The sequence below is a fragment of the Streptomyces sp. STAM6 genome, assembly GCF_054963715.1.
The window spans coordinates 26,059-51,064 of sequence record NZ_JBUEFZ010000011.1; the positions used below are offsets into that span (position 1 = coordinate 26,059).

Annotated in this window: 31 protein-coding genes; 21 read left to right on the forward strand and 10 right to left on the reverse strand. The window is 72.0% G+C overall.

What is annotated here, in order from left to right; all coding sequences use genetic code 11:
- Positions 1-4: 4 nt before the first annotated feature.
- Positions 5-2,419: a hypothetical protein gene (locus ACY34K_RS15645; protein WP_462747276.1), complete on the reverse strand. Its 2,415-nt coding sequence runs from the start codon at positions 2,417-2,419 to the stop codon at positions 5-7.
- Between the two features lie 355 nt (positions 2,420-2,774).
- On the opposite strand from ACY34K_RS15645, the gene ACY34K_RS15650 reads away from it, so the two are divergent.
- Positions 2,775-2,957: a hypothetical protein gene (locus ACY34K_RS15650; protein ID WP_462747278.1), complete on the forward strand. Its 183-nt coding sequence runs from the start codon at positions 2,775-2,777 to the stop codon at positions 2,955-2,957.
- Positions 2,958-3,097: 140 nt separating this feature from the next.
- Positions 3,098-3,511, forward strand: coding sequence for a hypothetical protein (locus ACY34K_RS15655; protein WP_462747280.1), 414 nt, complete (start codon positions 3,098-3,100; stop codon positions 3,509-3,511).
- A gap of 53 nt (positions 3,512-3,564) precedes the next feature.
- Here ACY34K_RS15655 and ACY34K_RS15660 read toward each other — a convergent pair whose 3' ends face one another.
- From ACY34K_RS15660 to ACY34K_RS15670, 3 genes are all read right to left on the reverse strand, one after another.
- Complete coding sequence (locus ACY34K_RS15660; protein WP_462747281.1) at positions 3,565-3,939, reverse strand: toxin Doc; 375 nt, start codon at positions 3,937-3,939, stop codon at positions 3,565-3,567.
- Entirely contained in the window at positions 3,939-4,178 is a 240-nt protein-coding gene (locus tag ACY34K_RS15665; RefSeq protein ID WP_462747283.1) for a hypothetical protein, read from the reverse strand. The genes ACY34K_RS15660 and ACY34K_RS15665 overlap by 1 nt, the downstream gene beginning before the upstream one ends.
- Before the next feature lie 201 nt (positions 4,179-4,379).
- Positions 4,380-4,970, reverse strand: a complete 591-nt coding sequence (locus ACY34K_RS15670; RefSeq protein WP_462747284.1) for a cysteine hydrolase family protein — start codon at positions 4,968-4,970, stop codon at positions 4,380-4,382.
- 165 nt (positions 4,971-5,135) lie between these two features.
- Between ACY34K_RS15670 and ACY34K_RS15675 the strand changes: the two genes are divergently transcribed.
- Positions 5,136-6,161 (forward strand): GlxA family transcriptional regulator, encoded by a 1,026-nt coding sequence (locus tag ACY34K_RS15675; protein WP_462747285.1) that lies wholly within the window; start codon positions 5,136-5,138, stop codon positions 6,159-6,161.
- A gap of 188 nt (positions 6,162-6,349) precedes the next feature.
- A complete protein-coding gene (locus ACY34K_RS15680) occupies positions 6,350-7,498 on the forward strand; it encodes a winged helix DNA-binding domain-containing protein (protein ID WP_462747286.1) in 1,149 nt (382 codons plus the stop codon).
- A 161-nt stretch (positions 7,499-7,659) separates the two neighbouring features.
- Here ACY34K_RS15680 and ACY34K_RS15685 read toward each other — a convergent pair whose 3' ends face one another.
- A complete protein-coding gene (locus tag ACY34K_RS15685) occupies positions 7,660-8,262 on the reverse strand; it encodes a TetR/AcrR family transcriptional regulator (protein ID WP_462747287.1) in 603 nt (200 codons plus the stop codon).
- Positions 8,263-8,713: 451 nt separating this feature from the next.
- Here ACY34K_RS15685 and ACY34K_RS15690 point away from each other — a divergent pair, with 451 nt between their 5' ends.
- Positions 8,714-9,481, forward strand: a complete 768-nt coding sequence (locus ACY34K_RS15690; protein WP_462747288.1) for a hypothetical protein — start codon at positions 8,714-8,716, stop codon at positions 9,479-9,481.
- A 168-nt stretch (positions 9,482-9,649) separates the two neighbouring features.
- On the opposite strand, the gene ACY34K_RS15695 is transcribed toward ACY34K_RS15690, so the two are convergent.
- Positions 9,650-11,062 (reverse strand): MFS transporter, encoded by a 1,413-nt coding sequence (locus ACY34K_RS15695; protein ID WP_462747290.1) that lies wholly within the window; start codon positions 11,060-11,062, stop codon positions 9,650-9,652.
- Between the two features lie 90 nt (positions 11,063-11,152).
- Between ACY34K_RS15695 and ACY34K_RS15700 the strand changes: the two genes are divergently transcribed.
- The 3 genes from ACY34K_RS15700 (at position 11,153) to ACY34K_RS15710 (ending at position 13,348) form a co-directional block, all read left to right on the forward strand.
- Positions 11,153-11,731 carry a helix-turn-helix domain-containing protein gene (locus ACY34K_RS15700; RefSeq protein WP_462747292.1) on the forward strand — a complete coding sequence of 193 codons (579 nt, stop codon included), beginning with the start codon at positions 11,153-11,155 and terminating at the stop codon, positions 11,729-11,731.
- A gap of 49 nt (positions 11,732-11,780) precedes the next feature.
- Complete coding sequence (locus ACY34K_RS15705; RefSeq protein ID WP_462747294.1) at positions 11,781-12,380, forward strand: hypothetical protein; 600 nt, start codon at positions 11,781-11,783, stop codon at positions 12,378-12,380.
- 221 nt (positions 12,381-12,601) lie between these two features.
- Positions 12,602-13,348, forward strand: a complete 747-nt coding sequence (locus ACY34K_RS15710) for a hypothetical protein (protein ID WP_462747296.1) — start codon at positions 12,602-12,604, stop codon at positions 13,346-13,348.
- A gap of 324 nt (positions 13,349-13,672) precedes the next feature.
- Here ACY34K_RS15710 and ACY34K_RS15715 read toward each other — a convergent pair whose 3' ends face one another.
- Complete coding sequence (locus ACY34K_RS15715) at positions 13,673-14,335, reverse strand: cysteine hydrolase family protein (protein WP_462747298.1); 663 nt, start codon at positions 14,333-14,335, stop codon at positions 13,673-13,675.
- 173 nt (positions 14,336-14,508) lie between these two features.
- Here ACY34K_RS15715 and ACY34K_RS15720 point away from each other — a divergent pair, with 173 nt between their 5' ends.
- From ACY34K_RS15720 to ACY34K_RS15775, 12 genes are all read left to right on the forward strand, one after another.
- Entirely contained in the window at positions 14,509-14,862 is a 354-nt protein-coding gene (locus tag ACY34K_RS15720; protein WP_462747300.1) for a gas vesicle protein GvpO, read from the forward strand.
- Between the two features lie 65 nt (positions 14,863-14,927).
- Entirely contained in the window at positions 14,928-15,368 is a 441-nt protein-coding gene (gvpJ, locus tag ACY34K_RS15725; protein WP_462747302.1) for a gas vesicle protein GvpJ, read from the forward strand.
- A gap of 3 nt (positions 15,369-15,371) precedes the next feature.
- Positions 15,372-16,085 (forward strand): GvpL/GvpF family gas vesicle protein, encoded by a 714-nt coding sequence (locus ACY34K_RS15730; RefSeq protein WP_462747304.1) that lies wholly within the window; start codon positions 15,372-15,374, stop codon positions 16,083-16,085.
- Positions 16,086-16,098: 13 nt separating this feature from the next.
- The gene (locus tag ACY34K_RS15735) at positions 16,099-16,344 is read left to right on the forward strand and encodes a gas vesicle protein GvpG (protein ID WP_462747305.1); all 246 of its coding nucleotides are present in this window, start codon (positions 16,099-16,101) and stop codon (positions 16,342-16,344) included.
- Positions 16,345-16,366: 22 nt separating this feature from the next.
- Positions 16,367-16,936: a hypothetical protein gene (locus tag ACY34K_RS15740; protein ID WP_462747306.1), complete on the forward strand. Its 570-nt coding sequence runs from the start codon at positions 16,367-16,369 to the stop codon at positions 16,934-16,936.
- On the forward strand, positions 16,933-17,994 hold the full coding sequence (locus ACY34K_RS15745; protein ID WP_462747308.1) for an SRPBCC family protein: 1,062 nt from the start codon (positions 16,933-16,935) through the stop codon (positions 17,992-17,994). The genes ACY34K_RS15740 and ACY34K_RS15745 overlap by 4 nt, the downstream gene beginning before the upstream one ends.
- Positions 17,995-18,033: 39 nt before the next feature.
- Complete coding sequence (locus ACY34K_RS15750) at positions 18,034-18,519, forward strand: gas vesicle protein (RefSeq protein ID WP_462747310.1); 486 nt, start codon at positions 18,034-18,036, stop codon at positions 18,517-18,519.
- Complete coding sequence (locus tag ACY34K_RS15755; RefSeq protein ID WP_462747312.1) at positions 18,516-19,328, forward strand: GvpL/GvpF family gas vesicle protein; 813 nt, start codon at positions 18,516-18,518, stop codon at positions 19,326-19,328. Before ACY34K_RS15750 ends, ACY34K_RS15755 begins: the two co-directional genes overlap by 4 nt.
- A complete protein-coding gene (locus tag ACY34K_RS15760) occupies positions 19,325-19,582 on the forward strand; it encodes a gas vesicle protein (RefSeq protein ID WP_462747314.1) in 258 nt (85 codons plus the stop codon). The genes ACY34K_RS15755 and ACY34K_RS15760 overlap by 4 nt, the downstream gene beginning before the upstream one ends.
- Positions 19,572-19,988, forward strand: a complete 417-nt coding sequence (locus ACY34K_RS15765; protein ID WP_462747316.1) for a gas vesicle protein K — start codon at positions 19,572-19,574, stop codon at positions 19,986-19,988. Before ACY34K_RS15760 ends, ACY34K_RS15765 begins: the two co-directional genes overlap by 11 nt.
- 117 nt (positions 19,989-20,105) lie before the next feature.
- Positions 20,106-20,279, forward strand: coding sequence for a CsbD family protein (locus ACY34K_RS15770; protein ID WP_462747318.1), 174 nt, complete (start codon positions 20,106-20,108; stop codon positions 20,277-20,279).
- Positions 20,280-20,570: 291 nt separating this feature from the next.
- Positions 20,571-21,083: an RDD family protein gene (locus ACY34K_RS15775; RefSeq protein ID WP_462747320.1), complete on the forward strand. Its 513-nt coding sequence runs from the start codon at positions 20,571-20,573 to the stop codon at positions 21,081-21,083.
- A gap of 526 nt (positions 21,084-21,609) precedes the next feature.
- Here ACY34K_RS15775 and ACY34K_RS15780 read toward each other — a convergent pair.
- The gene (locus ACY34K_RS15780; protein WP_462747322.1) at positions 21,610-22,215 is read right to left on the reverse strand and encodes a hypothetical protein; all 606 of its coding nucleotides are present in this window, start codon (positions 22,213-22,215) and stop codon (positions 21,610-21,612) included.
- A 394-nt stretch (positions 22,216-22,609) separates the two neighbouring features.
- The gene (locus ACY34K_RS15785) at positions 22,610-22,996 is read right to left on the reverse strand and encodes a hypothetical protein (RefSeq protein WP_462747324.1); all 387 of its coding nucleotides are present in this window, start codon (positions 22,994-22,996) and stop codon (positions 22,610-22,612) included.
- A gap of 265 nt (positions 22,997-23,261) precedes the next feature.
- Between ACY34K_RS15785 and ACY34K_RS15790 the strand changes: the two genes are divergently transcribed.
- Positions 23,262-24,098: a class I SAM-dependent methyltransferase gene (locus ACY34K_RS15790; protein WP_462747327.1), complete on the forward strand. Its 837-nt coding sequence runs from the start codon at positions 23,262-23,264 to the stop codon at positions 24,096-24,098.
- Here ACY34K_RS15790 and ACY34K_RS15795 read toward each other — a convergent pair.
- On the reverse strand, positions 24,083-24,985 hold the full coding sequence (locus ACY34K_RS15795; RefSeq protein ID WP_462747329.1) for a LysR family transcriptional regulator: 903 nt from the start codon (positions 24,983-24,985) through the stop codon (positions 24,083-24,085). The genes ACY34K_RS15790 and ACY34K_RS15795 overlap by 16 nt on opposite strands.
- Between the last annotated feature and the right edge of the window lie 21 nt (positions 24,986-25,006).

The following is a 25,006-nucleotide window of genomic DNA, read 5'->3' on the forward strand; positions in this document are numbered from 1 at the left end:
TCTCCTATCGCTGGGCTGTGGCGCCACCGGGCCGCGCCGGCGTCCCGGCCGCGGCCGTGGCCGACCCCGCGGTGGCCTGGGCGCCGGTGCCGACGGCCTGGTTCCCCACGACGCTCACCCCGCCCGTCTGCAGGACACCGTGGTTGAGGATGGTCTGGGTCTGGGTGCGGAAGTCGGTCGTGTCCACACCGTGTTCGTCGAGGAAGTCCCGGACGGCCGCCAGCGCGTGCCGGTCGAGGGCGTTCAGCGCACGCTGGGCGTCGGCGGACTGGAAGTGGTGGAAGTACTCCGGGCCTTGGGCCTCCTCACGGACGCTCACCCGCGCACCGCGGTCGAAGGCGGGGTCCTCGACGGCGGCCCGCGCCTCGTGGCGCAGGCGGCGGGGCCTGCGGTACTCGGCGAGGGCGTCGGCCAGGCACGACCACGGAGCTCCCCACAGCGCCGTCCCGGTGCGCCGCAGCGCCTTGAGCAGCAGCAACCGGCGGTGCCCGGGGGCGGCGGCCGGCGGAAGCAGGTCGACCTGGTGCAGCTCGCGCCGGGCCGGTCCGAGGACGAATCTCTCGCACCGCAGGTGCAGGGTCCTGCCCACCACCGCCACGTGCAGGAAGTGGCTGGGGACCACCTCGCCGCCCCACAGCGGTACGTGGGCGGCGAGGCAGTGCCGGGCCACGCCGTCCGGGTGGAGTGCGATCCGCCGCACTTCCGCGGCGGGCAGCCGGGTGGCGGGGGCGCGGAGCGGGTCGCGGAGCAGAGGGCCCCCTGCGGCGATTTCCCGGCCGCTGACGAAGACCCGGTCCTCGACCACCAGCCCGGTGAGACGCGGGGCGTCGTCGGAGTCGGAGCCGGCGCCGCCGGTGGCGTCCTGCTGCGGGACGCGGGGCTGTCCGGGGTCTCGACGCGCGTCGGCGCCGTGGTGGCGGGTGCCGGGATCGGTGACGGGCAGTTCGCCGGCCGCCTCGCGCAGCCGGCGGCGCAGCCGCTCCACGACGTCCCAGGCGTCGAATTCCGTGACGGTGTCCGGCGCGGCCGGTTCGCGGTCCTCACCGACGGCCGGCTCGGCGGGCAGCAGCGGCAGTGACAGGACCCAGTCCGATTCCCGGCGGCCGTAGCCGATGAACGGGGAGAAGCCGCTGTAGCAGGTGACGTTGCCGCGCTGGGCGGCGGCGACCGCCGCGATCCTGGCGGCCGCCCAGGGCTCAACGGCCCCCGGCCTCGGCAGTCCCGCAGGATCGAAGGCGTCACGGCGCAGTGCCCCCCGCAGGCGCGCGTCGACGTCCCTCTCCTCGTCGAGGAGCGTACGCACGGCGAACGCGGCGGCCACGACGACGGCGAGGAGCGGCGGGATGCCGAGAAGGTATCCGCCGAACAGCCACCGCAGCAGGCCCGGAAGCGGCAGCGCCGACAGCAGCCGGCCCACCAGCACGCCCAGGACGAGAAGGACGACGGCCGCGACGGCCGGCCGCCACGTGGCCGCGGACGTGGGCGGCAGTTCCCGTCCGCGCACGGCGCGCGTCCGTGCCCGGGGCACGGACGCGCCGGCCAGGACCCGTAACGCGAACTGGGCGAAGAGCAGCCACAGCGGGCCGAACACGGCGACGAGCCCGTACGCCGCGGCCAGTTTGCGGTCACGGCCGCGGCGGAGCCGGCGGGCCGTGAGGCTGTGCCGGGCCACCGGCACCAGGTCGACGCCGGGCGAGACCGCGATCGCGCCATGGGCGTCCCCCAGCACGTCGTCGACCACGCGGCGGGCAAAGGCGGGGTCGGTGTAGGCGGCGGCGCACAGGTAGCGGGTGATGTCACCGGGTGTGGTGCCGGTCGCGACGGCGGCGGTGGACGCGTCCGGTGAGGAGTCGGCCACGGCGGTACTCCTTGTACGGATACGGGATGCGGTCCGGGACGCGGCCCGGCCAATGGCCGGGGGTGCCGCGGCGGGTCCGGCGTACACGACGGCGACGAGCAGGCCCAGCAGTACACCGAAGACCAGGCCGTCGACGAGGAAGGTGACGAGGATGGCGGAGGCGTCCCGGCCGTAGGCTTCGAGCACTCCCGCTCCGGCGTTGACGATGACGATCCACGAGAGCACGGTGCTGAGGATCGACACGGCCATTCCGGCGCCGAGGGCGGCGGCCCACCGGACGCCGCCGGAGGCTGCCCGGCCCACCAGTCGGGGTACCAGCACGAAGACCCCGGCGAGCAGTCCCACGGTCCCCAGGTTGCCGAGCAGACCCACGTCGCGGGTGACGGGATCGGGTCCTGGGGACAGATCCCACTGCGGAACGAACAGTGCCCGGTGGATGAGCGCGAGCACCCCGTCGTCCGGCCACTGGTCGAGCAGTGCTTCACGCGCCCACGGTCCGCCGAGCACCACCAGAATCACGCACAGGAGGACGACTTTCCCCCTGCCACTCGCTCGTCCCATGGCACCCCCCGCCACATCAGAGACTCCGTACTTTAGGAAGCGGATGCCGGGGTGTCAGCCGAATGGACGAGACGGAGGAGCGCGTTCCGGCCGGGCGTACGGAACGGATCTGCCGTCGAGGGCGCCGAGGCCCTCGGCAGGAGGCGGCGCGGCCCCACCGCCGGCCCGCTCCACCGCCGGCCCGCTTCACCATCGGCGCGGCCCCACCGTCGGCGAGGGACCGTGGCGGCACCGCTCCATCCGGGCCGACTGCCCGACGGGATCGTGTGGCCTGGGCCATGCGTCGGCACGTTCGTGGCGGATGCCACGTCCGAGGTGGGCCCGGATGCCGGACTTGCCCTCTACTCTGGATCGCATGTCCGAGACCCTCTCCCCTCGCGGCCCCGACGAGCCGGGCGCCGACGCCCTGAACCGCGCGATCCGTGAACTGTGGGCGCGTGCGGGCGGACAGCTGTCGGCGGACGAGCAGCGGATCTACCAGGCACTGGTGCTCGCGTGGGCCGCGGCCGAGCAGGCCGAGCCGGACCTCGCGGCGTGAGATCCGGCGGCGAAGGCCGCGTTGTGTGACCGACCCCTCACGTCGAAGCGTGAGGGGTCTCCTGCTGAGAGTCACCGGGGGGTGCCGGCTTTGGACACGGGTGCCGGCTTCGCTTCGCGGAGGACGGGGTGCTCCGCCTCATGGACGCGCCGGCGGAACGCGGCGAGGTCGTCACCCTCTGCTCCGACAGGGACGAGCCGGCTTCCGCCGAGGAGCGGCGATGGACGTTCCACGTTCTGAGGCAGAACCTCATGGCCCGGAAAGTCAGAGTGGGCCAATGTGTCCGCGCCGTCCTGCCCAGCCTGCCCGAAGGGGCCGCCGCCGGTCCGGGCGCCGGCCTCGAGGGAACGGTTACTCGTCCTGGCTTGGCTGGTGGACCGGGGCGCGCGCGCCTTTCTCAGGGCGACGGGGACCGGGCGAGACCCGGCTGGACGTGCCTCGTCGATCTCGGACCGTCGACCCCGATGTTGCGTGCGGACAACCAGCGCGTCGAGAAGTGCTTCCACCGCATGTTGACCCGGCTTCGCGAGGAAGGCATCGTCGTGCCGGTCTGACCTCCGCCCCGTGGGGTGACGAGGGAAGGCGCGGGGCGCCGGGCGGAGGCCCGTCAGATGCGCCAGGCGCGGATGGCGTCGGCCGCCTGGTAGACGCTCGCCTTGCCGGCGTGGATGTCACGCACCAACTCGACCAGCGCCCCGTACGGCGGATCGATGCCTTCGCCGGAAGCATGCATGTACGCGACCGCGACCTGACAGGCGTACAGCGAGTTCCGGAACGGCAGTGGTTGGAGACGCACGAGGGCGTGCAGCAGCGCGGCGGCGCGCCAGGCCGCGTCGGGCTCCGCGGTCGAGGGGCGAGGGATCCGGGTCTTGTGGCGGGCGACGGCGGCGACCAGCGCGGAGTAGTCGGCGACCGAGACGTCCTCGGGAACGGCCTGCTCCTGGACGTCCAGGAGCCAGGAGACATCGATGTGGAGGGCCATCAGGCGGCGTCAGCTCCCCGCCGGCGGCCGGACGGGGGGACCTCGTCGGGAAAGGCCTCGTCGAACTCCCCGCGGTGCGCTTCGCCCCAGGAGACGGCGTAGCGGACGAACTGCAGGCGGTGCTTCTCCCGCAACGGCAGATCGTGAACGTACTGCTTGAGGCTCTTGCCCTCGGCGGCCGCCGCGGCGCGGACCGCCTCGAGCTCCTCTTCGGTGAACGTGATGTTCAAGGACGGCATACCCCAATGGTACCTAGCAGGTACCAGTCCGGCCAGACGTGGGAACGGCTGGAAGCCGGGGTCGGCCCCGTGCCGCCCGGCGCGCGGCGGAGCGGCGCGGGCGGCACGGGGGGCACGGGGGCAGCACCTGCGGGGCAGGGCCGCCGGGGCGGGGTGGGGCGAGCGGGCGGCTGACGGGCCCGATGCCGTTGAGCTCGGCCGTCAGCTCAGGAACGAGCGGGACGGCACGACGACGCCGTAGAGGTCGCCGATCGTCGCCAGCGCGCCGTGGTGGATCTGTTCGGCGGAGAGGCGGTGGCCCACGCTCTCCAGGGGGCGCGTCGCGCAGGCCTCGGCGACGACGGTGGGCCGGTTGCCGCGCAGGAAGGCACCGGCCGCCGTGAACGCCACGCACATGTGGGTCATGAACCCGGCCATGATGACGTCCTTGTTCCCGGCGGCGTCCACGTGCTCGTCCAAATCCGTACCGGCGAACGCGTCGGGTGTGGCCTTGACGACGACGGGCTCGCCCTCGACCGGTGCCACGCGCGGGTGGATACGGCCGATCTCGGTCCGGATGTCGTACGGGGTGCCCCGGCCGCCGTCATTGATGACGTGGATGACCTTCGCACCGGCCTCCCGGGCGTCGGCCAGCAGGGCGGCGGCCGAGTCGAGCGCGGCCCGCCAGCCGGCGAGCTCCATCACACCGCGGGTGTAGGTGTTCTGGTAGTCGATCAGGATCAGCGTCCCACCGGCCAGTGACGCCGGGGTCTGGTCGAGGCCGTTGAGTTCCCGCAGGGTGGTTGTGGGCATGGCTGCACCTTCTCGGTTGTGGTGGAGGGAAGTTGGCACCATCGGGCGCCGGCGACGCGTTCCACGTTATGAAGCGTCCGGGCATGGCGGCAATGTCAGGTAACTTGCAGATACCGACATCCAACGCGTCGCCGCGGCGCCGTGGCCAAACGGACGGAGCCCCGTGTGAGCAACATCCGGCGATTCATCGTTGTGCTCCTCTTCGACGGCGTCGACCTGCTCGACGTCACCGGGCCACCGGAGGTGTTCTCCCTGCTGCGGAGGGAGACGGACGACGCGGCGGAATACCACGTCGTGCTGGCCGCCGAGACCATGGACCCCGTCACCACAGCAGCCGGGGTACGCGTCCTGCCCGACATCACCTTCGAGCAAGCGTCCGGGAGACGGATCGACACGCTCATCGTGCCCGGTGCGGTCGGCGTCGACGAGCAACGCCGTGTGCACGCCCTCGCCGACCCCGCCGTGGTCGACTGGGTGGTCACGCTCGCCGGAAGGTCCCGGCGCATCGCGTCCGTCTGCGTGGGAGCACACATTCTCGCGGCCGCGGGCCTGCTGGACGGCCGGCGCGCGACGACCCACTGGTCGACGGCGCGGCAGCTCGCCACCGACCACCCGTCGGTCGAGGTCGACGCCGACCCGATCTTCATTCGTGACGACGACGTGTGGACCGGCGCGGGCATCACCGCCTGCCTCGACCTGTCACTCGCCCTCGTCGCCGAGGACTTCGGCGAGACGGTCGCGCTGCGCGTCGCCCGTCAGCTCGTGATGTATCTGAAAAGGCCGAGCGGGCAGAGCCAGTTCAGCGTCCCGATCGAACCCGTGTCCACAACGCGGCGTGTGGACGATCTACGGCACCACATCACACAACACATCGCCGAACCTCTCACCGTCTCCGACCTCGCGGAACTGGCCCACGTCAGCGAGCGGCAGCTGACACGCATCTTCAAGACGGAACTGGGCACCACCCCGGCCGCCTACCTCGAATCGGCCCGCGTGGAAGTGGCACGGAACCGACTCGAATCGTCGGACGACACCCTCGAACGTGTCGCTTCCGCCTGCGGTTTCCACACGATCGACACCCTCATCCGCGCCTTCCGCCGGAAGCTCGGTACGACACCCACGGAGTACCGCAACCGCTTCCGCCACTCGGGCCGGCCGCGCTCAGGTCGCCACGAGGACGAGACCGTCTGAGGGCCGGAGCACCACGGCGGCCCGGGCCGGCGGCGAGTACACGGGGGTCCGGGGCGAGGGCGCGTCTCCGAAGGCGGAGTCATCGCCGGAAGGAGGCGTCGTCGCGAACGCCGCGTCATCGCCGGAAGGCGGCGGATCTCCTCCCGTGGGCTTCCCTGACCGGGGAGCGTCACCCACATAATCTCGCTATGAAGATCACCGCTCTGGAGCTCAACCGCGCCACGCTGGCCCGCCAGTTGCTGCTCGGCCGTGAGTCGATGGATGCCGCGGAAGCGGTGCGACGCGTGGTGGCCCTGCAGGCTCAGCATCCCGCCTCCCCGTACATCGCGCTGTGGAACAGGCTGCGCGGCTTCGACCCCGCGTCCCTCGACGCCGCCGTCAGGGGTGGCCGGGCGGTCAAGGCCACGCTGATGCGGATCACGTTGCACATGGTCCACGCCGCGGACTTCGGGGTGTTCCGGCAGGCCATGGAGCCGACACTGCGGGCCTCCAGGCTCGGCGATGCCCGGTTCACGGCGACCGGACTCGGCGATGAGGACGCCGACGTCCTCGTCGCCGGCCTGGTGAGGTACGCCGAGCGGCCGCGGACCGCCGCCGAGGTGGGATCGTGGCTGGAGGAGCGATTGGGAGCTCCGATGGATCCGGCGGCACAGCGGATGCTGCGGCAGTACGCCCCACTGTGGCACGCGCCCACGGGAGGGCCCTGGGCGTTCGAAGCCAGGCCGTCGTACGTGGCGGCGGGTGCACTGCCGGTACCGGTGGACCCGGATGCCGCCGCCGGGAGTCTGCCGATCCTGGTCCGGCGCTATCTGGAGGGCTTCGGACCCGCTTCGGTGGCGGACATGGCGCGGTTCGCGCTGGTCCAGCGGGCTCGGGTCAGGGCGGCGGTGAAGACGCTCGCCGACGAGTTGGAGCGGTGGGAGGGCCCGGACGGCGTGGTGATGTACGACATCCCCGACGGCGCACGGCCGGCCGGGGACACCCCGGCGCCGCCCCGGCTTCTGGCCATGTGGGACAGCGTCCTGCTCGCCTACGACGACCGCAGCCGAGTCGTCCCTCCCGCCTACCGCAAGCACGTGACCCGGGTGAACGGCGATGTGTTGCCGACGTTGCTGGTCGACGGCCATGTCGCCGGCGTCTGGCGCGCCGTGGAGGGAGGGATCGAGGCCACCGCCTTCCATTCCCTGCCGGGCGACGTCTGGGAGGCGCTGGCGGCGGAGGCCGAGTCGCTGAGGGCCTTCCTCGCTGACAGGGACCCCCTGGTCTACCGCCGTTACGACCACTGGTGGGCCAAGCATCTGCCGGCCGCCGAGACGCGGCTGCTCGCCGCGGATTGAGCGGACGACGCGAGGCCACGTCGGCAGGGAGGCGGGGGCGGTCTGCGGCGCCCGGGAGTCGGCCGTCGGGAGCCGCCCGTCGGGAGTCGGCCTTCGGGAGTCGGGAGTCGGCCGTCGGCGCGTGGCGTTCCCCGTGTTGTCAGTGGGGCGTGGGTCGGTTGTCAGTGGGGGGTGAGGGCGAGAGGGTCGAGTCCCAGGACACCTGCCGCGGTGCGGGCGGCGAGAAGTTCGTCGTGGCGTGCCAGTCCGGCGAGCGCGATCACCGTTCCTTCGAGTGCGCCGACGAAGGCGAGCGCCACTGCCCTGGCCGGCGGGCCGGGCGGGATCGTTCCCGCCGTGCGTCCCGCTTTGATCAGGCGCAGGCAGAGGGTGATGAGCGTTTCATAGCCCTCTTCGACGGCGTGCCCCACCGGGTGGTCCTGCCCGGAGAACTCCAGTCGCAGGGCGATCGCGACGCGCGCGATGTCGCGCCGGCAGAAGACGGCGTGGCCGCGTGCCAGCGTGAGCAGGGCCGCGACCGGGTCCGGCTCCCGCTCGACGAGTCGGCCCACTTCGTGGTCCCAGGTCTCCAGGACCCACTCCATCACGGCGAGGGTCAGTTCCTGCTTGTCCTTGAACTGGTGGTAGAGCGCACCGCGGGTGTATCCGGCCTCCTTGGCGACCTGTTCGAGCACGAGGTTTCCGTAGCCGTAGCGGGACAGGCCGCGAGCGGCCGACTCGATCAGGGCGGTGCGGGTGCGCTGCCTGCGATCGGCCTGGGTCATCCTCTCCCGTACCCCGTCGCCCATGTGTCCCTCCACTCAATCAATCGATAGTCCCGGGCAATTCCCGCCCCTCGCATCGTACATTCGTGCACGTATGTAAGTTGACGCGTCGCCGGGTTGCCGCGATCCGATCGAACCGCCGGGCGGACGCAGTGGATGTTGGTTTCGGTACGAACGACAGAGCACACAAGAGCAGCCCTTGAGTGTGAATCGAGCGGACCGAGCAGCGAGTCGCATCACCCGAGGAATGACACCGATACAACATCTCCGGCGTCTCAACCAGCTTGTGAGCAGGGGAAGTTGGATTCTCGGCAGGCAATCGACGCCCCTTGACCCGCTGCTGGACATCGCAGGAAGGCGGTGGCCTTCGCTTGCCCAATACAACACGACGGCCGTAACCTGCCGCCCTGTCCCCTTTCTCACCCCCGTTACGAGCCCCGCAGGAGGACACATGTCGATCCAGGTCAACACAACGAGCAGCATCGAGGCCACCACCACGCTGCTGCAGGAAGAGCTCCCGCAGCTCGAGAAGCAGCAGAAGGCGCTCGAAGAAGAGCTCGCCACCGTCTCCGCGCGTCTGGACTCCGTACGCGGCGCCCTCACCGCGCTGCAGACCCTCTCCACCTCGGCGGCCCCGGCGCTGCGCACGCCGGTGGCGACGGAAACCGAAACGTCGGCCGCGGCTCCCGCCGCTGACGCAACGTCCGAGCCCGCGCCCGAGGCGGCTCCCGAGACCCTCGACGCGTCCCCGGAGGCAGCGGCCCCGGTCGCCGCGGAGGACACCGCCGCCGAGGAGGCCACGAGCCAGCCGCAGGAGATCCCGGCGCAGCGCAAGCCCCGTGCCGCGACGGCCGCCAAGAAGAGCGCCGCGAAGCCGAAGGCGAAGGCCGGCTCGGCCGCGAAGACCGCACCGGCGAAGAAGCGCACCCCGAGCAAGGCCACCAGGAGCGCCAAGGTCACCAAGCCGGCGAAGGCGACGAAGACCGCCGCCAAGGAAGCCCCCGCCGCGGACGGCGCCGGCGGTCTGACCGAGCAGGTCGTGGCCGTGCTGACCCAGCACGCGGGCACGCCCCTGCGCGCGCGGGACGTGGCGCAGGCGCTCGGCCGGGACGACTCCAACAGCGCCGTCAACACGGTGCGCAGCACCCTGGATCGCCTTGTGGCGACCTCCCGCGCGGACCGTGCCGGTCGCGGCCTGTACCAGGCACCCGCCAACTGAACCCGGCTTCCGGCTCCGGGCCCACCGCGAAGGCCCCTCCCCCGCATCAGCGGGGAGGGGCCTTCGCGGTGGGATCGCGTCGGCGCGCGGACCGGTCGGAGGCGCCCGTCGGGGCGAACCCCCGCGCACTGGTGCAGCGGGCGACGCCGTCGGTGGTGGTCCGGGCCGCTACGAGGATGCGCGCCCGGCGGCCTCCTCCTTCTGCCGTGACGCACGGGCGATGACCAACAGCGAGATTCCGCAGGCCGCGACCAGGAACCAGCCCGGGCGGGATGCCTGAGCGAACTCCGCGGGCCCGGCGGTCGCCACCAGTCCGCCGGCGACGGCGATCCCGAGCGCGGCACCCAGCTGGCGCGCGGTGGAGGTGATCGCCCCCGCCACGCCTGCCCGGGCCGGAGGCAGGCCGCTCACCGCGGTGTTGGTGATCGGGGCGTTGGCGAAACCGAATCCGATCCCGATGAGCGCGTGCGCCACCAGGAGCAGTGGCACGCCGGAATGCCGGTCGAGACCGACCAGACAGAGTCCGCCGACCGTGAGGAAACCACCGGCGAGGGTGAGGGGCAGCCGTGGGCCGAGGCGGCCCACCAGACGGCCGGACCAGGGCGCGCAGACGGTCGCTCCGACGGCCATGGGCAGAGTCGCCGCCCCGGCGGCCAGCGGTGTCCAACCGCGGGCCTGTTGCAGGTAGAGGGTGTTGAGCAGCAGTGTCACGTTGAGGGCGACGAAGACGGTGACGGCGCCCAGGACGGCCCCGCTGAACAGCGGGCGCCGGAAGAGCCGCAGGTCCACGAGCGGCTCGCTCCTGCGGGACTCGACGCGCACGAACGCGCCCATCGCCACGGCGACACTCGCGTACATGATCGTCGCCGCGGGCGACGTCCAGCCGATGTGCGGGCCCTCGATGAGTACCCCGACCGCCACCGCGATGACCACGGTCAGCAGGGCCTGACCCGGCAGGTCGAGCCGTCGCGCCCGCCGCGCCCGGGACTCGGGTACGAACACGGCACTGAGCAGCAGGGCGGCCAGGACGACCGGCACATTGATCCAGAACACCGACCGCCAGCCGAGGTCCGCGACGAGGGCGCCGCCCGTGACGGGGCCGGCGGCCATGCTGAGGCCGAACACCGACGCCCAGACACCGATGGCCTGTGCGCGTTCCCTCGGGTCGGGCATCGCGTTCACCACGATCGCGAGGGCCACGGGGCTGAGCATGGAGGCACCGATGCCCTGAGCCGCGCGGGCGGCGATGAGCGCACCCGCCGAAGGGGCGATCGCGCAGGCCAGCGAGGCGACACCGAACACGACGAGCCCGGTCTGGAACACCCGGCGCCGGCCGAACCGGTCCGCCAGCGCTCCGGACGAGATCAACAGGCCGGCCAGGACGAGGGTGTACGCGTCGACGGTCCATTCCAGGCCGCGCGTCCCGATACCCAGACCGTCCCCGATCGCGGGCAGCCCGACGTTGACGATGGTGGTGTCCAGGCCCACCAGGAACATGCTCAGGCAGCAGACGGCCAGCACGGTCCACCGTCTGCGTCTGCTGAGAGTGGGGTGAACAGGGGTGTGGGTCGTCGCGGTCACGGTCCGCCTTCTCATGTCCGGGGAACATCTGCCCGGCAAGCCTCCGACCGGACCCCACCTGTGGCCCAGCATTTTTGCGGAGGCTGCAAAATGGGCCGTGTGGACGCGGAACTGGAACAGATAATCGACGGCATCGGGCCACGGCTGCGCACCCTGCGGCGGGACCGCGGCCTGACCCTGGAGGCGCTCGCCGCGACCACGGGAATCTCGGTGAGCACGCTGTCCCGTCTGGAGGCGGGCAAGCGGCGCCCGATCCTCGAGCTGCTCATCCCGCTCGCGCGGGCGCACCGCGTCGCGCTCGACCAGCTGGTGGCCGCACCGGCCAGCGGTGATCCGCGGGTGCATCTCAAGCCCCTGCGCAAGGGGCAGGGCAGCGTCCTCGTGCCCCTGACGCAGTATCCGGGCCGGGTGCAGGTGTTCAAACAGGTGCTGGCTCCCCGCGAGCCGAAGCTGGTGACGCACGAGGGCTACGAGTGGCTCTATGTCCTCGCGGGTGAGCTGCGCCTGATCCTGGGCGAGAACGAACTCGTCCTGCGCCCCGGTGAAGTGGCCGAGTTCGACACCGGGGAACCGCACTGGTTCGGTCCGGCGAACGCGAGTTCCGTGGAGATCCTGCACCTGTTCGGGCCGCGAGGGGACCAGGCCGTCGTCCGGTCGAAACCGTCCTGACTCCCACGGCGCGGGTATGGTTCCCGGCACAACAACCATGGGGGGTGTCATGAGGCACCGGGACGCATCGGTGATGCGTGGGTGCGCCGCCGGGGTGCTCATCGGCGCGGTGATGGCGGCCGTGACCGGATGCAGCCCCGGGGAGCGTGTGCTCGTGGCCGTGTACGTGGACGAGCAGGGTACCGCGCAGGCACTCTTGCGGCCCTGCGACGACGACGGACGGGTACGGGGTCCCTGGTTCGAAGGCACTCTCCCGGACGCCTCCCGCGACCCCGACGCGTCCGGTGAACCGGGCAAGCCCCCGGCGAGCGCGAAGGCGGGAACGCCCCGGAACGACGGGTCCGCGACCCACGGGGCGAGGAGACCCTGGATCGGCTGGCGCGCCGGCCCCAGGATCAACACCGCCGCGGACTTCCCTCTCCTCACCCCACCCGCACAGTGGCGAGCGGAGACACGCGGCCCGCAGAGCCTGCAGCCGGGCTACCGGTACCAGTTGCGGTTCTCCGATCCGAGTGATTCCTACGCCTACAACGGGACGGTGGAATTCGACACCGACCGGCTCGCTCGGGTGAAGCCGGGCGAGGTCCTGACGCTTCGCGGCCTCATGAGCAGGGAGTCCTTCGAGGACATCGCGCGGGAGGAGTGCTGAAGCAGCCGGACCGGCGGCCGGGGAAAGGGCGTGACTCGGGCGGCCGCTGTGCGCCGTGACGGCCGGTCGAGCCGTGATCGGCGAGTCGCGGCGCTCGCCGCCGAGTGCTGCCGCCGCCGTGTTGACCTGCGGACAACTGGCCAGGATATTCGTGACGTTCGGGCCCCCGGGGCGGTTGGACATCCCCGGCGGGGTGCGGTCGGCGGCGGGCGGGAGGACGCGTGGGCGTGGTCGAACTGATGGTGGCGGTCGCGATCGCCGGCGGGGCCGGTGTGGGCTGGCGGTTGTACCGGCACCCGGGCGGATGGTCGTACGCCTTTTCCGAGGTGCACACCCGCGACCGGCGGGACCTGGACGGCGCCCGGCGGGCGCTGCGCTCGCTGCGGAACGCGGCCCGCAAGGAACTCGCCGACGCGCAGGCCCGGGTGACCCGGGCCGACGAGGCGTACCAGAGCCGGGTCGACGACGCCCGCAGGGCGCTCGACCGGCTGCGCGCGCCGGGCCGCGGCGGCTTCGTCACCGCGCTGGGGAGGCTGTCCCTGTACGACCACCGGGTGCTGGTCTCGGGCGAGGGCGTGTCGCTGGCCGGTCTCCAGGTGCGTTTCGAGCTCGCCGGGAACAGTGACGTCACGTACATCTATCTCACGCGGACCGACGGCCGTGTGCATATGGAGCCGTACGCGGGTGAGGATTTTCCCGAGGACGAGGTGCGCCGTTTCAGTGTGCGGATCGAGAACGCGGTGGCGGCGGAGAACCAGGGACGCAAGCAGCGTGCGGCGGCGATCAGGGGGGCCGAGGCCGCGCTCGAGGACGCGCGCGCCGACACCGCCGCGAAGGAGGCGGCCCGCCACGCGCTGGCGCAGGTCAAGGCCCGGCAGGGCGAGGATGACCGGCTGAGGACGGCGCAGGACGAGCTCGAAGCCGCCCGGGACCGCTGGGAGCGGCTGACCGGTCGCCGGCCCCGCTGAGAGGCCTCGTGCCGGCGGCGGGCGGTTCGAGAAGACGGTGCGGGCACGCGACCGGGCCGACGGACTCGGCGCCTTGGAAATGAAGCTCACCCGCAGCGATCCCCGGGCCCTGCGCGCCGGCCCGGCCACCACCACATCACGGTGGCGGAGGCGGGCCGCACGGCGTACCCGGCGGGACGGTGCCCTCTCTACCGGGACGGCCACGTGGGTCGGCCCGGGCTCCCTGGACGCCGGATCGATGAGGTTGCCGCGAACGCCTGATCGCGTCGGCCCGGGTGGGCGCCGAACCGGACCTCACGGCGGCGCTGCCCGGCCGAGCTGTGCTCAGGACCGTGCGCGCTCGGCCCGGGGAAGCATGTCGATGATCTCGCCGGGTTCCAGCACCAGGGCGAAGCCCTTGCGGAGGACAGCGAGTTCCGGTTCCTGCCGGGACTCGTCGTCGGTGGCCGTGACATCGGCGCCGAACACCACGTGGTAGCCGCGTTCGTAGGCCTGACGGGCGGTGGTGCCGCGGCAGTAGTTGGTGAGCGTTCCTGAGACGATGACCGTGTCGCGGCCGAGGTTGCGCAGGATCGTGTCGAGCGGGGTGTCGTAGAACGCGCCGTAGGAGGGCTTGCGCAGGAGGACCTCGTCGTCGCGGTAGCCCATCCCTTCCCACACGTCGCTGGGGCCGGGCCTGCGCCAGTCGGCGTCGGCGTGCGGGAGATGACGCAGGGCGTGCGGCCGGTCCAGTCCGTGGTGGGTGTCGTCGAAAACGGTCCAGATCACCGGGACACCGACGTCCCGGCAGTGCTCCACCACGCGGCGCAGTCGGGGGGCGATACGGGTGGCCGCGGGCACCCAGTACGGGCTCCAGCCGGGCCGGACGAATTCGTCCTGCATGTCGATGACCAGCAGCGCCGCGCGCTCGGGAGCGACGGCGAACGTGGCCCGTCCCCGCTCGTAGGCGGCCCTTGCCCGCTCCGTCACCCATGCCTCTGTGTACATCGCCGACCCCCTGTCTCGATTCGAGGACCAGTCACGCCGAGCGGGCGTGGCTCCATGAGCTGCTGGACCGACCGGCTGCTCGGTAACCGCGCCCCTTCGCCGCCGGCGATGGCCGCGACCGGCCCGGTGGGGGCCGCGGTCACAACAGCCTCCGGCCGACCGGATGGTCCGATATGCTTCTTTTGAGGCTATTTGCGCTTCGGCAAGCGGGTGGTGATCGAGTGACCCCGGAGAAGGCTCACGAGCCCCATGCCGACGACCGGAAACGACTGTCGGCACCGAAGGCCATGCGCTTCGCCACCGATCAGCTGCGAGAGCTGCTGGGCAGGGCGCCGGAGTCCGTCTCGGCCGTCCGGCGAACCGACGACGGGTGGGAGGCGGACGTGGAAGTGCTGGAGCTCGAGCGGATTCCCGAGACCACCAGCGTGATGGCCAGCTACCGGGTGACGCTCGACCCCCAGGGTGAGCTCATGGCGTACGAACGGACCCGCCGCTACACACGGGGGCAGATCGATCCTCGCGGCTGAGCGCCGGAGGACAAGGAACGAGCCTGGGCGGACCACGCCGGCCGCGGTCCGCGGAAGGAGGCACCGTGACGGTGGTGCCACAGAGCGGCGGGGGCGGCGGTGTCGCCTCGTCGTCGTTGTACGACGTACTGGAACTGATTCTTGACCGGGGCCTGGTCATCGATGTCTTCGCCCGCGTGTCGCTCGTGGGCATCGAGATCCTGAAGGTGGACGTGCGCGTCGTCGTGGCGAGCGTGGACACGTATCTCCGCTTCGCCGAGGCGTGCAACCGTCTCGATCTCGAGGCCGGGCGCAAGGCCCCGACACAGCTTCCCGAGCTGGTCGACGAGATGACCGAGAGCGGTGCCCGGGGAAAGAGCAAGGGGGCGCTCACGGGGGCCGTGGAGGCGTTCTCCGATTCCTTCCGAAAGGGCCGGGACGAGGATCGCGAGGAGGAGCCCGAGCCGGCGCAGGAACGGGAAAGGTCCAGGCCGGCCCGCCGCCCTCCGAAGCGCCGGGAAGAGTGAATCATGGCGGTCTACGTCTACGGGATCACCGCGGCGACCCACCCCCTGCGCCTCGACGGCGTCGCCGGGGTCGGGGAGCCCGCGGAACCGCTCCGCGTCGTGACCGAGGGGCCACTGGCCGCAGTCGTCAGCGAGGCACCGGAGGGGCTGCGCGCGAAACGCCGCGACGTCCTGGCCCACCAGGCGGTTCTGGGACATCTGCTGGAGCAGGCGAGCACCCTGCCGCTGCGCTTCGGCGCGGTGGCGCCGGACGAGGACGCCGTACGGGACGTGCTGAAGGAGCGCGCCGACGCCTACCAGGAACGGCTGACGGCCCTGGAGGGTTGCGTCGAATTCCATCTGAAGGCGTCCGTCGACGAGGACGCTCTGCTCGCCGAGGTGCTGCGGCAGTCGGACGCCGCACGGCAGATGAACGACGAGATCCGAGGCGGCCGCGGCGGCCAGGACCTGAAGGTGGCGCTGGGCGAACTGGTCGCCGAGGAGGTCAGGGTCCGCCACGAGTCGTTCGCCGCCGGAATCGTCGAGGCGCTGCGCCCCCTCGCCCGGGAAACCCACATGTCGGACCCCTCCGGGGACGAGTTCCTGAGCGTCTCCTTCCTGGTCGGGCCGGACGGGCGGGAGGAGTTCCTGGCGCGGGAGGCGGGGGTGGCGGAGCAGCACGGCGAGGAGTTCGACTTCCGGCTTCACGGCCCGCTGCCGCCGTACAGCTTCGTCTGAGGGAGGCGCCCTCATGGGTGTGCTGAGCCAGCTGCTGACCCTCCCCCTCGCACCCGTACGGGGCTTCGGGTGGGTCGTCCGGCAGGTCGCCGATGCGGCGGAGCGCGAGTACTACGACGAGCGGCCGGTACTGCAGGCCCTAGGGGAGCTGGAGCGCGAGCTGCTCGACGGCCGGATCGACCAGGAGACATTCGACGGACGCGAGGACGAGCTGCTGGACCGGCTCGAGGAGATCCGTCGCTACAGGGAAGGCCCATGAGGCGTCAGGAGGACCCCCGACGATGTCGAACGCGATGACGGGTGCGGCACTGATCAGTGGCTACGTGCTCGGGCGGACCAAGAAGGGCAAGGTCGCCATCGCCGTGGCGACGTGGATGCTCAGGAAGAAGATCGACCCCAAGAAGGTGTCGTCTCTGGTCACCGGTTCGCCGGGGCTGGAGCACGTCGGTGATCAGATCCGGGGTGAACTGCTCACCGCCGGGCGCGAGGCCGCGGCGACGGCGGTCGCCGCACGGGCGGACCGTCTGGCCGACGCACTCCACAAGCGCACCCTCGATCTGCGGCAGGAACTGCCCGAGGACGCGAAGGACGCCGTGCCCGGCCAGGGGGAAGAGGAGGGCGAGGGCGAACAGGCCGAGGAGGCGGAGGACGAGCAGACGGAGGACAAGCAGGACAGGCCCGAGCGCCGCAAGGGCGGAGAGCGCTCGCAGACCGGCGCGGAGAAGACCACCAAGGCCCGACGCCCCGCGCAGCGGGAGACGAAGAAGGAGACCGACCGGCCACCGCGGCGCGCGTCCTCCTCGCCCAAGGAGAGCGGGACGCGTGAGAAGAAGAGGAGGTCCGAGGCATGACCGGTAGCGAGCGTACGGGCTTGGCAGGAGAGGCCGGCGACCGGCTCAAGGAGGAACTGCAGCACTATCTGGAGGCCCGGGCGGAACGCGCCGTGGGCAACATGGGTGAACGCCTGGGCGAGGCCACCAAGAAGCTGGGCGACCCGGGTGGCTCGCTCGGTGGCGCACTCGGCGCGCTGTCGAAGGGCGGCAAGGCACTCGGGGAGGGGAAGTCGCCGCGCAGAGCCATGGCCTCGGCCGCGCTCTCGCACGTGGCCGGCGGTGTGAAGGAGAAGGTCTCCGGGCTGATGGGTCGCATCGGCAAGGGCGGCAAGGGTGAGACGAAGGGCAAGAGCGTCGTCGTCATCGAGGACATCGACATCGGGGTGCCCGTGCGCCAGGCATACGACCAGTGGACGCAGTTCCAGCAGTTCGGCCGCTTCGCCAAGGGCGTCGTCAACGTCGAGCAGGAGGACGAGGTCTCGAGCGCCTGGCAGGTGAAGGTCGCCAAGGCCAACCGCAACTGGAAGGCGAAGGTCGTCGAGCAGGTCCCGGACGAGCGGATCGCCTGGTCGTCGGAGGGCCCCAAGGGCACCACCAAGGGTGTGGTCACCTTCCACGAGCTCGACGACAACCTGACCAAGGTGTTGCTGGTCCTGGAGTACTTCCCGAAGGGGCTGGTCGAGAAGACCGGAAACATCTGGCGCGCGCAGGGCCGGCGTGCCCGGCTGGACCTGAAGCTGTTCCGCAAGTTCGTCACACTCCAGGACGAGCCCGCGGAGGGCTGGCGCGGCGAGATCCGCGACGGCGAGGTGGTGCGGTCCTCCGAGGACGAGACAGAGACGGAGGACGAGGAGCAGCAGGAGGAAGGCGCAGGCCCCGAGGACGAGGAGTACGAGGACGAGTACGAGGACGAAGAAGGCGAGGACGAGGACGCCGAGGAGGACGAGGACGAGGAGGGGCGCGGGTACCAGGACCGCGAGCCGGACGACGCGCTCTACGAGGACGAGGAGGAGGAAGAGCAGGAAGAGGAGCCGTACGAGGAGCGCCCGCGGCGCCGTGCCGCGGCCCGGCGCTGACCCACGCCTGACACGAGCCCGAAGCGAGGTCGACCGGCCGTGACCGAATCCCTTTCCAGCAGGATGGGCTCCACGCCGTCCCGTGCCGCGCCCGCGTACGGGCAGGGCTCGTCGGCGAACCTGGCCGACATTCTGGAACGTGTGTTGGACAAAGGCATCGTCATCGCGGGTGACATACAGATCAATCTGCTGGACATCGAACTCCTCACCATCAAGCTGCGGCTGCTCGTCGCGTCCGTGGACAAGGCGAAGGAGATGGGCATCGACTGGTGGGAGCACGACCCGTCGCTGTCCTCCCGCGCGGACGACCGGCCCTCCCTGTCCGAGGAGAACCGGCGGCTGAGGGAGGAGATCGCCGCGCTCCGGGAGACGCGGGCGATCCCCGCGGCCGAGGACGAGGCTGTGCGCGCCCCCGCGCGGCGGCGCGCCGCGGCCGAGGACGAGGCCGTGCGCGCCCCCGCGCGGCGGCGCAGACCGCGCAGTGATCGCTCCGGCGAGGACCGGCCGGGGGACGACGCACGATGAACGACAGCGTCCGCTACGTGTACGGCGTCGCGAGGGCCACGACCGAGCTGAACGAAACCGTGGCCGCCCTCCGCGGTGTCGGCGACGCCCCGGTCCGCGTCGTCGCGGAAGGCGATCTGGCAGCCCTGGTCAGCGACGTACCGGCGGACGACTTCGAGGAGGAGCCGCTCGCGGCGAACCTGGAGGACCTGAGGTGGCTGGAGTCGGTTGCTCGCGCCCATCACGGTGTGATCGAGGCGGTCGCGGCCGGCGCCCCGATCCTCCCCCTGCGTCTGGCCACCGTCTACCGCGACGAGGAGCGCATCCGCGGGATGCTGGTGGCCGACGGGGAGGTGTTCCTGCCGCGCCTGGCCCGGCTGTCCGGCCATGTGGAGTGGGGGGTCAAGGTCTACTTCACGCCGCCGGCGGCTCCTGCGGGGGCCACGGCGGTGGGCCCGGCGGGCGCCGAGCCCGCGCCCGAACTGAGCCCCGGCCGCGCCTACCTGCGCGGTCGGCGCCACGAGCAGCACACGCGGGACAACGCCTACGAGGAAGCCGTACGGGCCGCCGAGCGCGTGCACGTCACGGCCTCCGCCCGTGCCGCCGAACAGACGCGCCACCGGGTGCAGCAGGGCGCGCTGGCACAGGGGCCGTTCGAGAACATCTCCAATGACGCCTATCTGGTGGCCGGGGACGAGTCCGAGGCGTTCCTGGCGGCTGTCCGGCAGGCCGCCGAGGCGACGGACACCATCCGGGTCGAGATCACCGGACCGTGGGCTCCCTACTCCTTCGCCGCGGCACCGCCGGCTGCGGGGGCGGACGCCGGATGAGTGACGAGCCCGTCCCGTATTCCGGTGGCGCGAGTGGCCCTCCGCTTCCCCGGCGGCAGATCGCGCTGATCGACCTCCTGGACCGGCTGCTGACGAGCGGCGTCGTCGTCACCGGGGACATCACGCTGTCGATCGCCGACATCGATCTCGTCCGCATTTCCCTGCGTGCGCTCATCGTGTCCATCAGCGAGCGGAACCCGGCCCCGTGGGGGCCCCGGCCGCCGCTTCCGCCGCCCGATCACCATGTCGCCTGAGCCGCCCGACTCCGCGGGCCGCTATCAGGAGGTGGCCGACGCGGCGGCGCGCGCCTTCCGGCTGCTGCCGGCCGCGCCACGGGACCTCGGCTCCACCCGCCGGGCGCGCCCCTCCGTGCCGGCACACCGCATCAACACCGACCCCGACACGGTCGAACGCGACCTGATGAAGCTGGTGCTCACCCTGGTCGAACTGCTGCGCCAGCTCATGGAGCGCCAGGCGCTGCACCGGGTGGACGCCGGTGATCTGACCGAGGAGGAGGAAGAGCGCCTCGGGACGACGCTCATGATCCTGCACGACCGGATGACCGAACTGTGCGCCCGCTACGGGCTGGCCATGGAGGAGCTCAACCTCGACCTGGGCCCGCTCGGCAGTCTGCTCCCTCCACCCGATGCGACCGATTAATCAGCACATGCACTTTCTGTCGCATGAAGCGGGGCCGACGGGGCAGACGGCACCCAGAGGGTGCACCGCTTCCGCACCGCACGGCGGCCGCGGGCGCCGGCTCAGGAGGTGACAGGCATGGCCACCGGCAAGAAGGCCAAGAACGTGGGCCAGACCGCCAAGGGCAAGGCGAAGGAAGCCGTCGGTCGGGCCACCGGCAACGAAAGCATGGAACTCAAGGGTCGGGCGGAGCAGGTGAAGGGCGACGCGAAGCAGACGAAGGAGAAGGGCAAGGACACGCTCAAGCACTGACGCTCCGGCGGGGGTGAGCCGGTGGACGCCCGTGCGTCCGCCGGCTCACCGTCGCGGTGCGGGGCGTCGTCACGGGAGCACACCGCCCCGGGGGCCGCGGCATCCCCACCCGCGAAGGCGACATCTGACAGCTGTCTCCTCCGCTGCCGGCGCCAGTCGCCCGGGACCCGCGGCCGGTGTGGATCCGGGCTCGTGCCATAGTGCTGATCCGGAATGAAGCCCTCCGGAAGTCGCGCGGGAGTGGCCTGACACCGGCGGCGCGGGCCGCACGATCGAAAGCACGACATCAACATGCTCGGACCACTGTCCACGGGTGACGACCTCGGGTCCCTCCCTCCCGTCGACCGCCCGTCCGGCGCCCGGGCCGGCTCTCCAGCCGGCCTCATGCGCCGCTGCGCGGCCACCGCCGTCGACCTGTCCATCGCCGTCGCCGTGATACTCCTGCCACTCGTCGGGCTCGACCGCGCACTCCCGGTCCTCGACATGGACGACAGCTCCATGCGCACCGTCTGGCGCACCGGCGCGGCGGTCTGGGTGCTCGTGTTCGTCCTCCTCTACTCCCCGCTCAGCGTCTCGCGCTGCGGAGCCACTCCCGGAAAGCGCCTGCTGGGGCTGGAGGTGGTACGCCTCCGTGACGGGGCGCGCCTCGGCTACGGTCCCGCTGTCGTCCGGCATCTCACCAACCTCGTGGTGACCGGCGTACCCGCGCTGTGCGTCGCCAACGTCTCGGCGATCACGCTGAGCGCGAGCGCTCTCGGCATCCACGACAAGGCGGTCGGCAGCGCGGTCGTCCACCGGCGCTGACGGGACGGCGCACCGCACGGACGCCGGAGTCCGCCCGAGCGGGGTGCGTGAGGTGCGGGTGAGGCGGGTCGGCCCGCCGCGGACGCTGCGGCGGCCACTGATGCGCGGAGCGGTTCGGCGACGGCGTGGCCCAGCCGTCCCCACGGCCGAAGCCGGGCGAGCGGCACGCCCACCGACCCGGAGCCGGGTCCGCAGCCGGACCGGCGACAGACGGACGCCGGCGGCGATCGCCCGCAGGGAGATGCCGGGACCGGAACGCACGGCCTCGCACAAGGCGTGCACCACACTCCCATCGGACCCGGCGCGGGCGCGGTCCCGGGGGAAGCGACGGGGTCGTGGTACGCCGCCGCGTCTCATCGCGCTCCACCTCGTCGTCCACGTCGCCGCGGCCCGTGCGCACCGCGGCCGGCCGGCGTTGCGGCGCGGCCGGCGATCGACCTCGGTGACACCGGTTGGGCGGTGTGGATCGCGCCGGCCGCGGTCTCTCGGCCGCGGTCCCCTTCCCGCGCACGGGTCCGGTGAGACGTCAGTGGCCGGAGGGCGGTTCGAAACAGCCGGTCTCCATGTAGGGGCCGTTGGTCCGGACGCCGTAGTTGCTCTTCTGCACGAACGCCGTGACGCAGGCGTCGTCATGGACGCGCAAGCCCACCATGGCACCCTCCGGCGTGACGTAGTGGCCGTTCGCGTAGCGCGAGTACATCTCCCGCACGGTCAGCGTCCCGCCGAGCCGCTCCCCTTTCGGCCCGGTCCGCTCCTCCTCGTACCCGAGGTCAAGCAGCGCCTGGCGCACATGCGCGGGGTCCCATGTCCGCTGTGTCCAGAGCCGCTTGAGCACGGGCTCGATGCGACCCGCTTCCTTCTGCGCCTCCTTCGCACCGGCGGGAGACATCGCACCGGCGCGGCGGTGGGCGTTGTTCTCGCCGTAGTGCGGGGCACCGTCGACCACACCGGGCTCGACGTGGGGCGAGGCGCCGGGGGCGGGGGGCGGGGAACTACGGGGCGGTGAGCTCGGATCACCGGTCGTCGCGTCCGTGCCGCGCTGCTGCCCGCACGCGGTCATCGATATGGCGGCAACCAGGAGGAGGGAGGCCACGGCAGCGCGTCCGCACCGCCCGTGCATCAGGGTCGACATGGGGAAGACTCTGCCATGGCGAAACGGCCGCGCGGGCACCCCCGCGCCCGCGTCTTCCCCCGGCTCCCTCATGTTCCAGGTCTGCCCGGAGCACCACCGCCCGGCCGATGGAGGGATCGCCGGGCCGAGGAATCGGCCACGGGACCGTTGCGGGTCGACGTCACCGAAACAGAACCGTGCGCGGTCGCGGCGCTGGAGCGCGCCCACCCCGGGCTTCGCCGCCCGGGTCTGGCCCTCGCCGTCTGTACCGCCGTGCTGCATGCCTTCGCCGGCGCGGCCGGCACCGCGCCACTGTCCGCTGCCGCGGCAACGCGGCGTATCCCCCAGGCACCTGTACGAGTCGCCGGGCTTCGCCCCCTGACCCCCCTTCGCGCCTACGGCGCCGGGCAGCGTGTCAGTCGGTGAGGGTGACGCAGGGCAGGCCCACGCTCTGATCACCGCGGAAGCCCTCGGCGCACAGCCGGGTGCCGGACGGGAAGTGGCGTTGCGGGTAGGCCTGGTCGCGATAGGTCCGGAAGGCGGCGACGTCCTCCACCTTGGTGTTGGCACGCCAGCCGTTGGTGGTCCACACGCGGGCGCGGATGCGATGCGGCTGGTTGGTGTTGGTGACCGACACTTCGACCCGGCCCAGATAGGTGCCGGTGTCGTAGGTTTCGATGCAGACGGAGTTGTTGCACCACTTGCCCGCGGCCGCGGCGGGCGGAGCTGTGGCGATGACGCAGCTGATCGCTGCCGCCACGGCTCCCACTGCCGCGGCGATCTTCTTCGTGGTGATGTGCATGGTGGCCACCTCGAGCGCTGTTGTGACTCCGCGGCCGGCGCGGGGCCCTACCGATCCCTGTTGCGGGCGGTGGCCCCGTCGCGGGACGCGGCCACCCCCGTACGGGGCAACGCGCGAGGCGATCAGGGGTTACGCCGGGTCCGGGGAGGCGTTCCTCGACGTTACCGCCCTCGGCTCGGGCACCAGTGCGGTGACGGCCTTGCGGACGGTGTCGGCGTCGGGTGGAGCTTTGACGATTGGGCAATCGCCCACTCATAGTGGGCACATGCCCACCTTACCGCCCGACGGGGCGTCCCGTCCTCTGCCCGAGGCCCATCAGCTTCGTTCGGTGGCCGAGTCGTTCGGCTCGGAGGCCGCTCGCTACGACCGGGCGCGGCCCCGCTATCCCGACGACCTGGTCGAGCGGATCGTCGCCGGCCGGCTCGGGGGCGGGGTCCTGGACGTCGGCTGCGGCACCGGGATCGCCGCGCGGCAGTTCCGGGCGGCCGGCTGCGAAGTACTCGGGGTCGAGCCCGACGTGCGGATGGCCGAAGTGGCGCGGCGGCTCGGCGTCGAGGTGGACGTGACCTCGTTCGAAGCCTGGGACCCGGCCGGCCGGCGGTTCGCCGTGGTCGCCGCCGGACAGGCGTGGCACTGGATCGACCCGGTCGCCGGGGCCGCCAAAGCGGCGGAGGTGTTGCCGCCCGGTGGGCTGCTGGCCGCGTTCTGGAACGTCCTCCGGCTGCCGCCCGACGTGGCGGCGGCCTTCGCGGCGGCCGTCCGTCGAGCGCTGCCCGACGCCCCGTTCAGCGCCCACGTCATGTCGCCCCAGGCCCTGGACGGGTACGAAGCCCTGTTCGCCAAGGCCGCGGGCGGCATCCGGGCAGCGGGCGGCTTCGGCGAACCCGAACAGTGGCGATGCGACTGGGAGTGGTCCTACACCCGGGACGCGTGGCTGGAACAGCTGCTCACCCTCGGCCCATTCACCCGCCTCCCGCCGGACAGGCGGACGGAGCTGCTGGAAGGTGTCGGCGCGGCCGTCGACGCGATGGGCGGTGGCTTCACTGCCGCGTACACAACGGTGGCGGTCACCGCGGAGCGAACGGTTCAGCCGGCCGGCTGAGAGGAGCCGTCCAGGCAGCACCGGACGAAGTCCCGCACGACGGGGTCGGTGTCGTTGGCGGGGGCCCATGCGACTCCCACCCGGCTGGGGCTGACACCGGTGACGGGCCGGTACGTGACGCCCGGACGTGCGTAGAAGCGGGCCGCGGACTCGGGGGCGAGGGCGATGCCGTAGCCGTGGGCGATGGAGCTGAGCCAGTCTTCCGGCTGATCGGTGACGGCTCCGATCCGCACCGGACGACCGTCACGTTCGTCGGCGGCCAGCCAGTAGTCACGCCATGGGCCCGTTTCGCGCGGGGCCGCGACGAACGGCTCGTCCCACAGCTCACGGAACGGAATCCGGTCCCGGGCGGCCAAGGAGTGGGACGACGGCAGCGCGACCCAGCGGGGCTCGGTGAACAGCTCCCTGACGCGCAGGGAGTCCTGGCCTGGGAAGGGCAACCGCAGCAGGGCGACGTCCACGTCCCCGTCGGCGAGGCCGGCGCTGGGGTTGGACCACGCGGCTTGCCGCATCTCCACCCTCCAGCCGGGCCGGAGCCGGGTGAACGCGGCGATGATGTGCTGGGTGGCCTCATTGGCGGCGCTCGCCACGGACCCCACCCGCAGCACCAGGGCCGCCCGGCCTGCCGCGGTCTTCGTGTCCCGCAGCATACGGTCCCACTCGGCCAGCAGCCCGGGCACCCGCTCCGCGAGCACCCGGCCCGGCTCCGTGAGTGCCATCCCGGCCCTGGACCGCGTGAACAGCGGGACTCCGAGCCGGGCCTCGAGTTGCTTCATCTGCTTGGTCAGGGCCGGCTGAGTGACGAACAGTCGCTGCGCGGCACGGGTCAGGCTGCCTTCCTCCGCCACAGCGGCGAAGCAGCGCAGCAGCCGGGTGTCGACATCCATGCCAAGAGGTTATAGATGCCG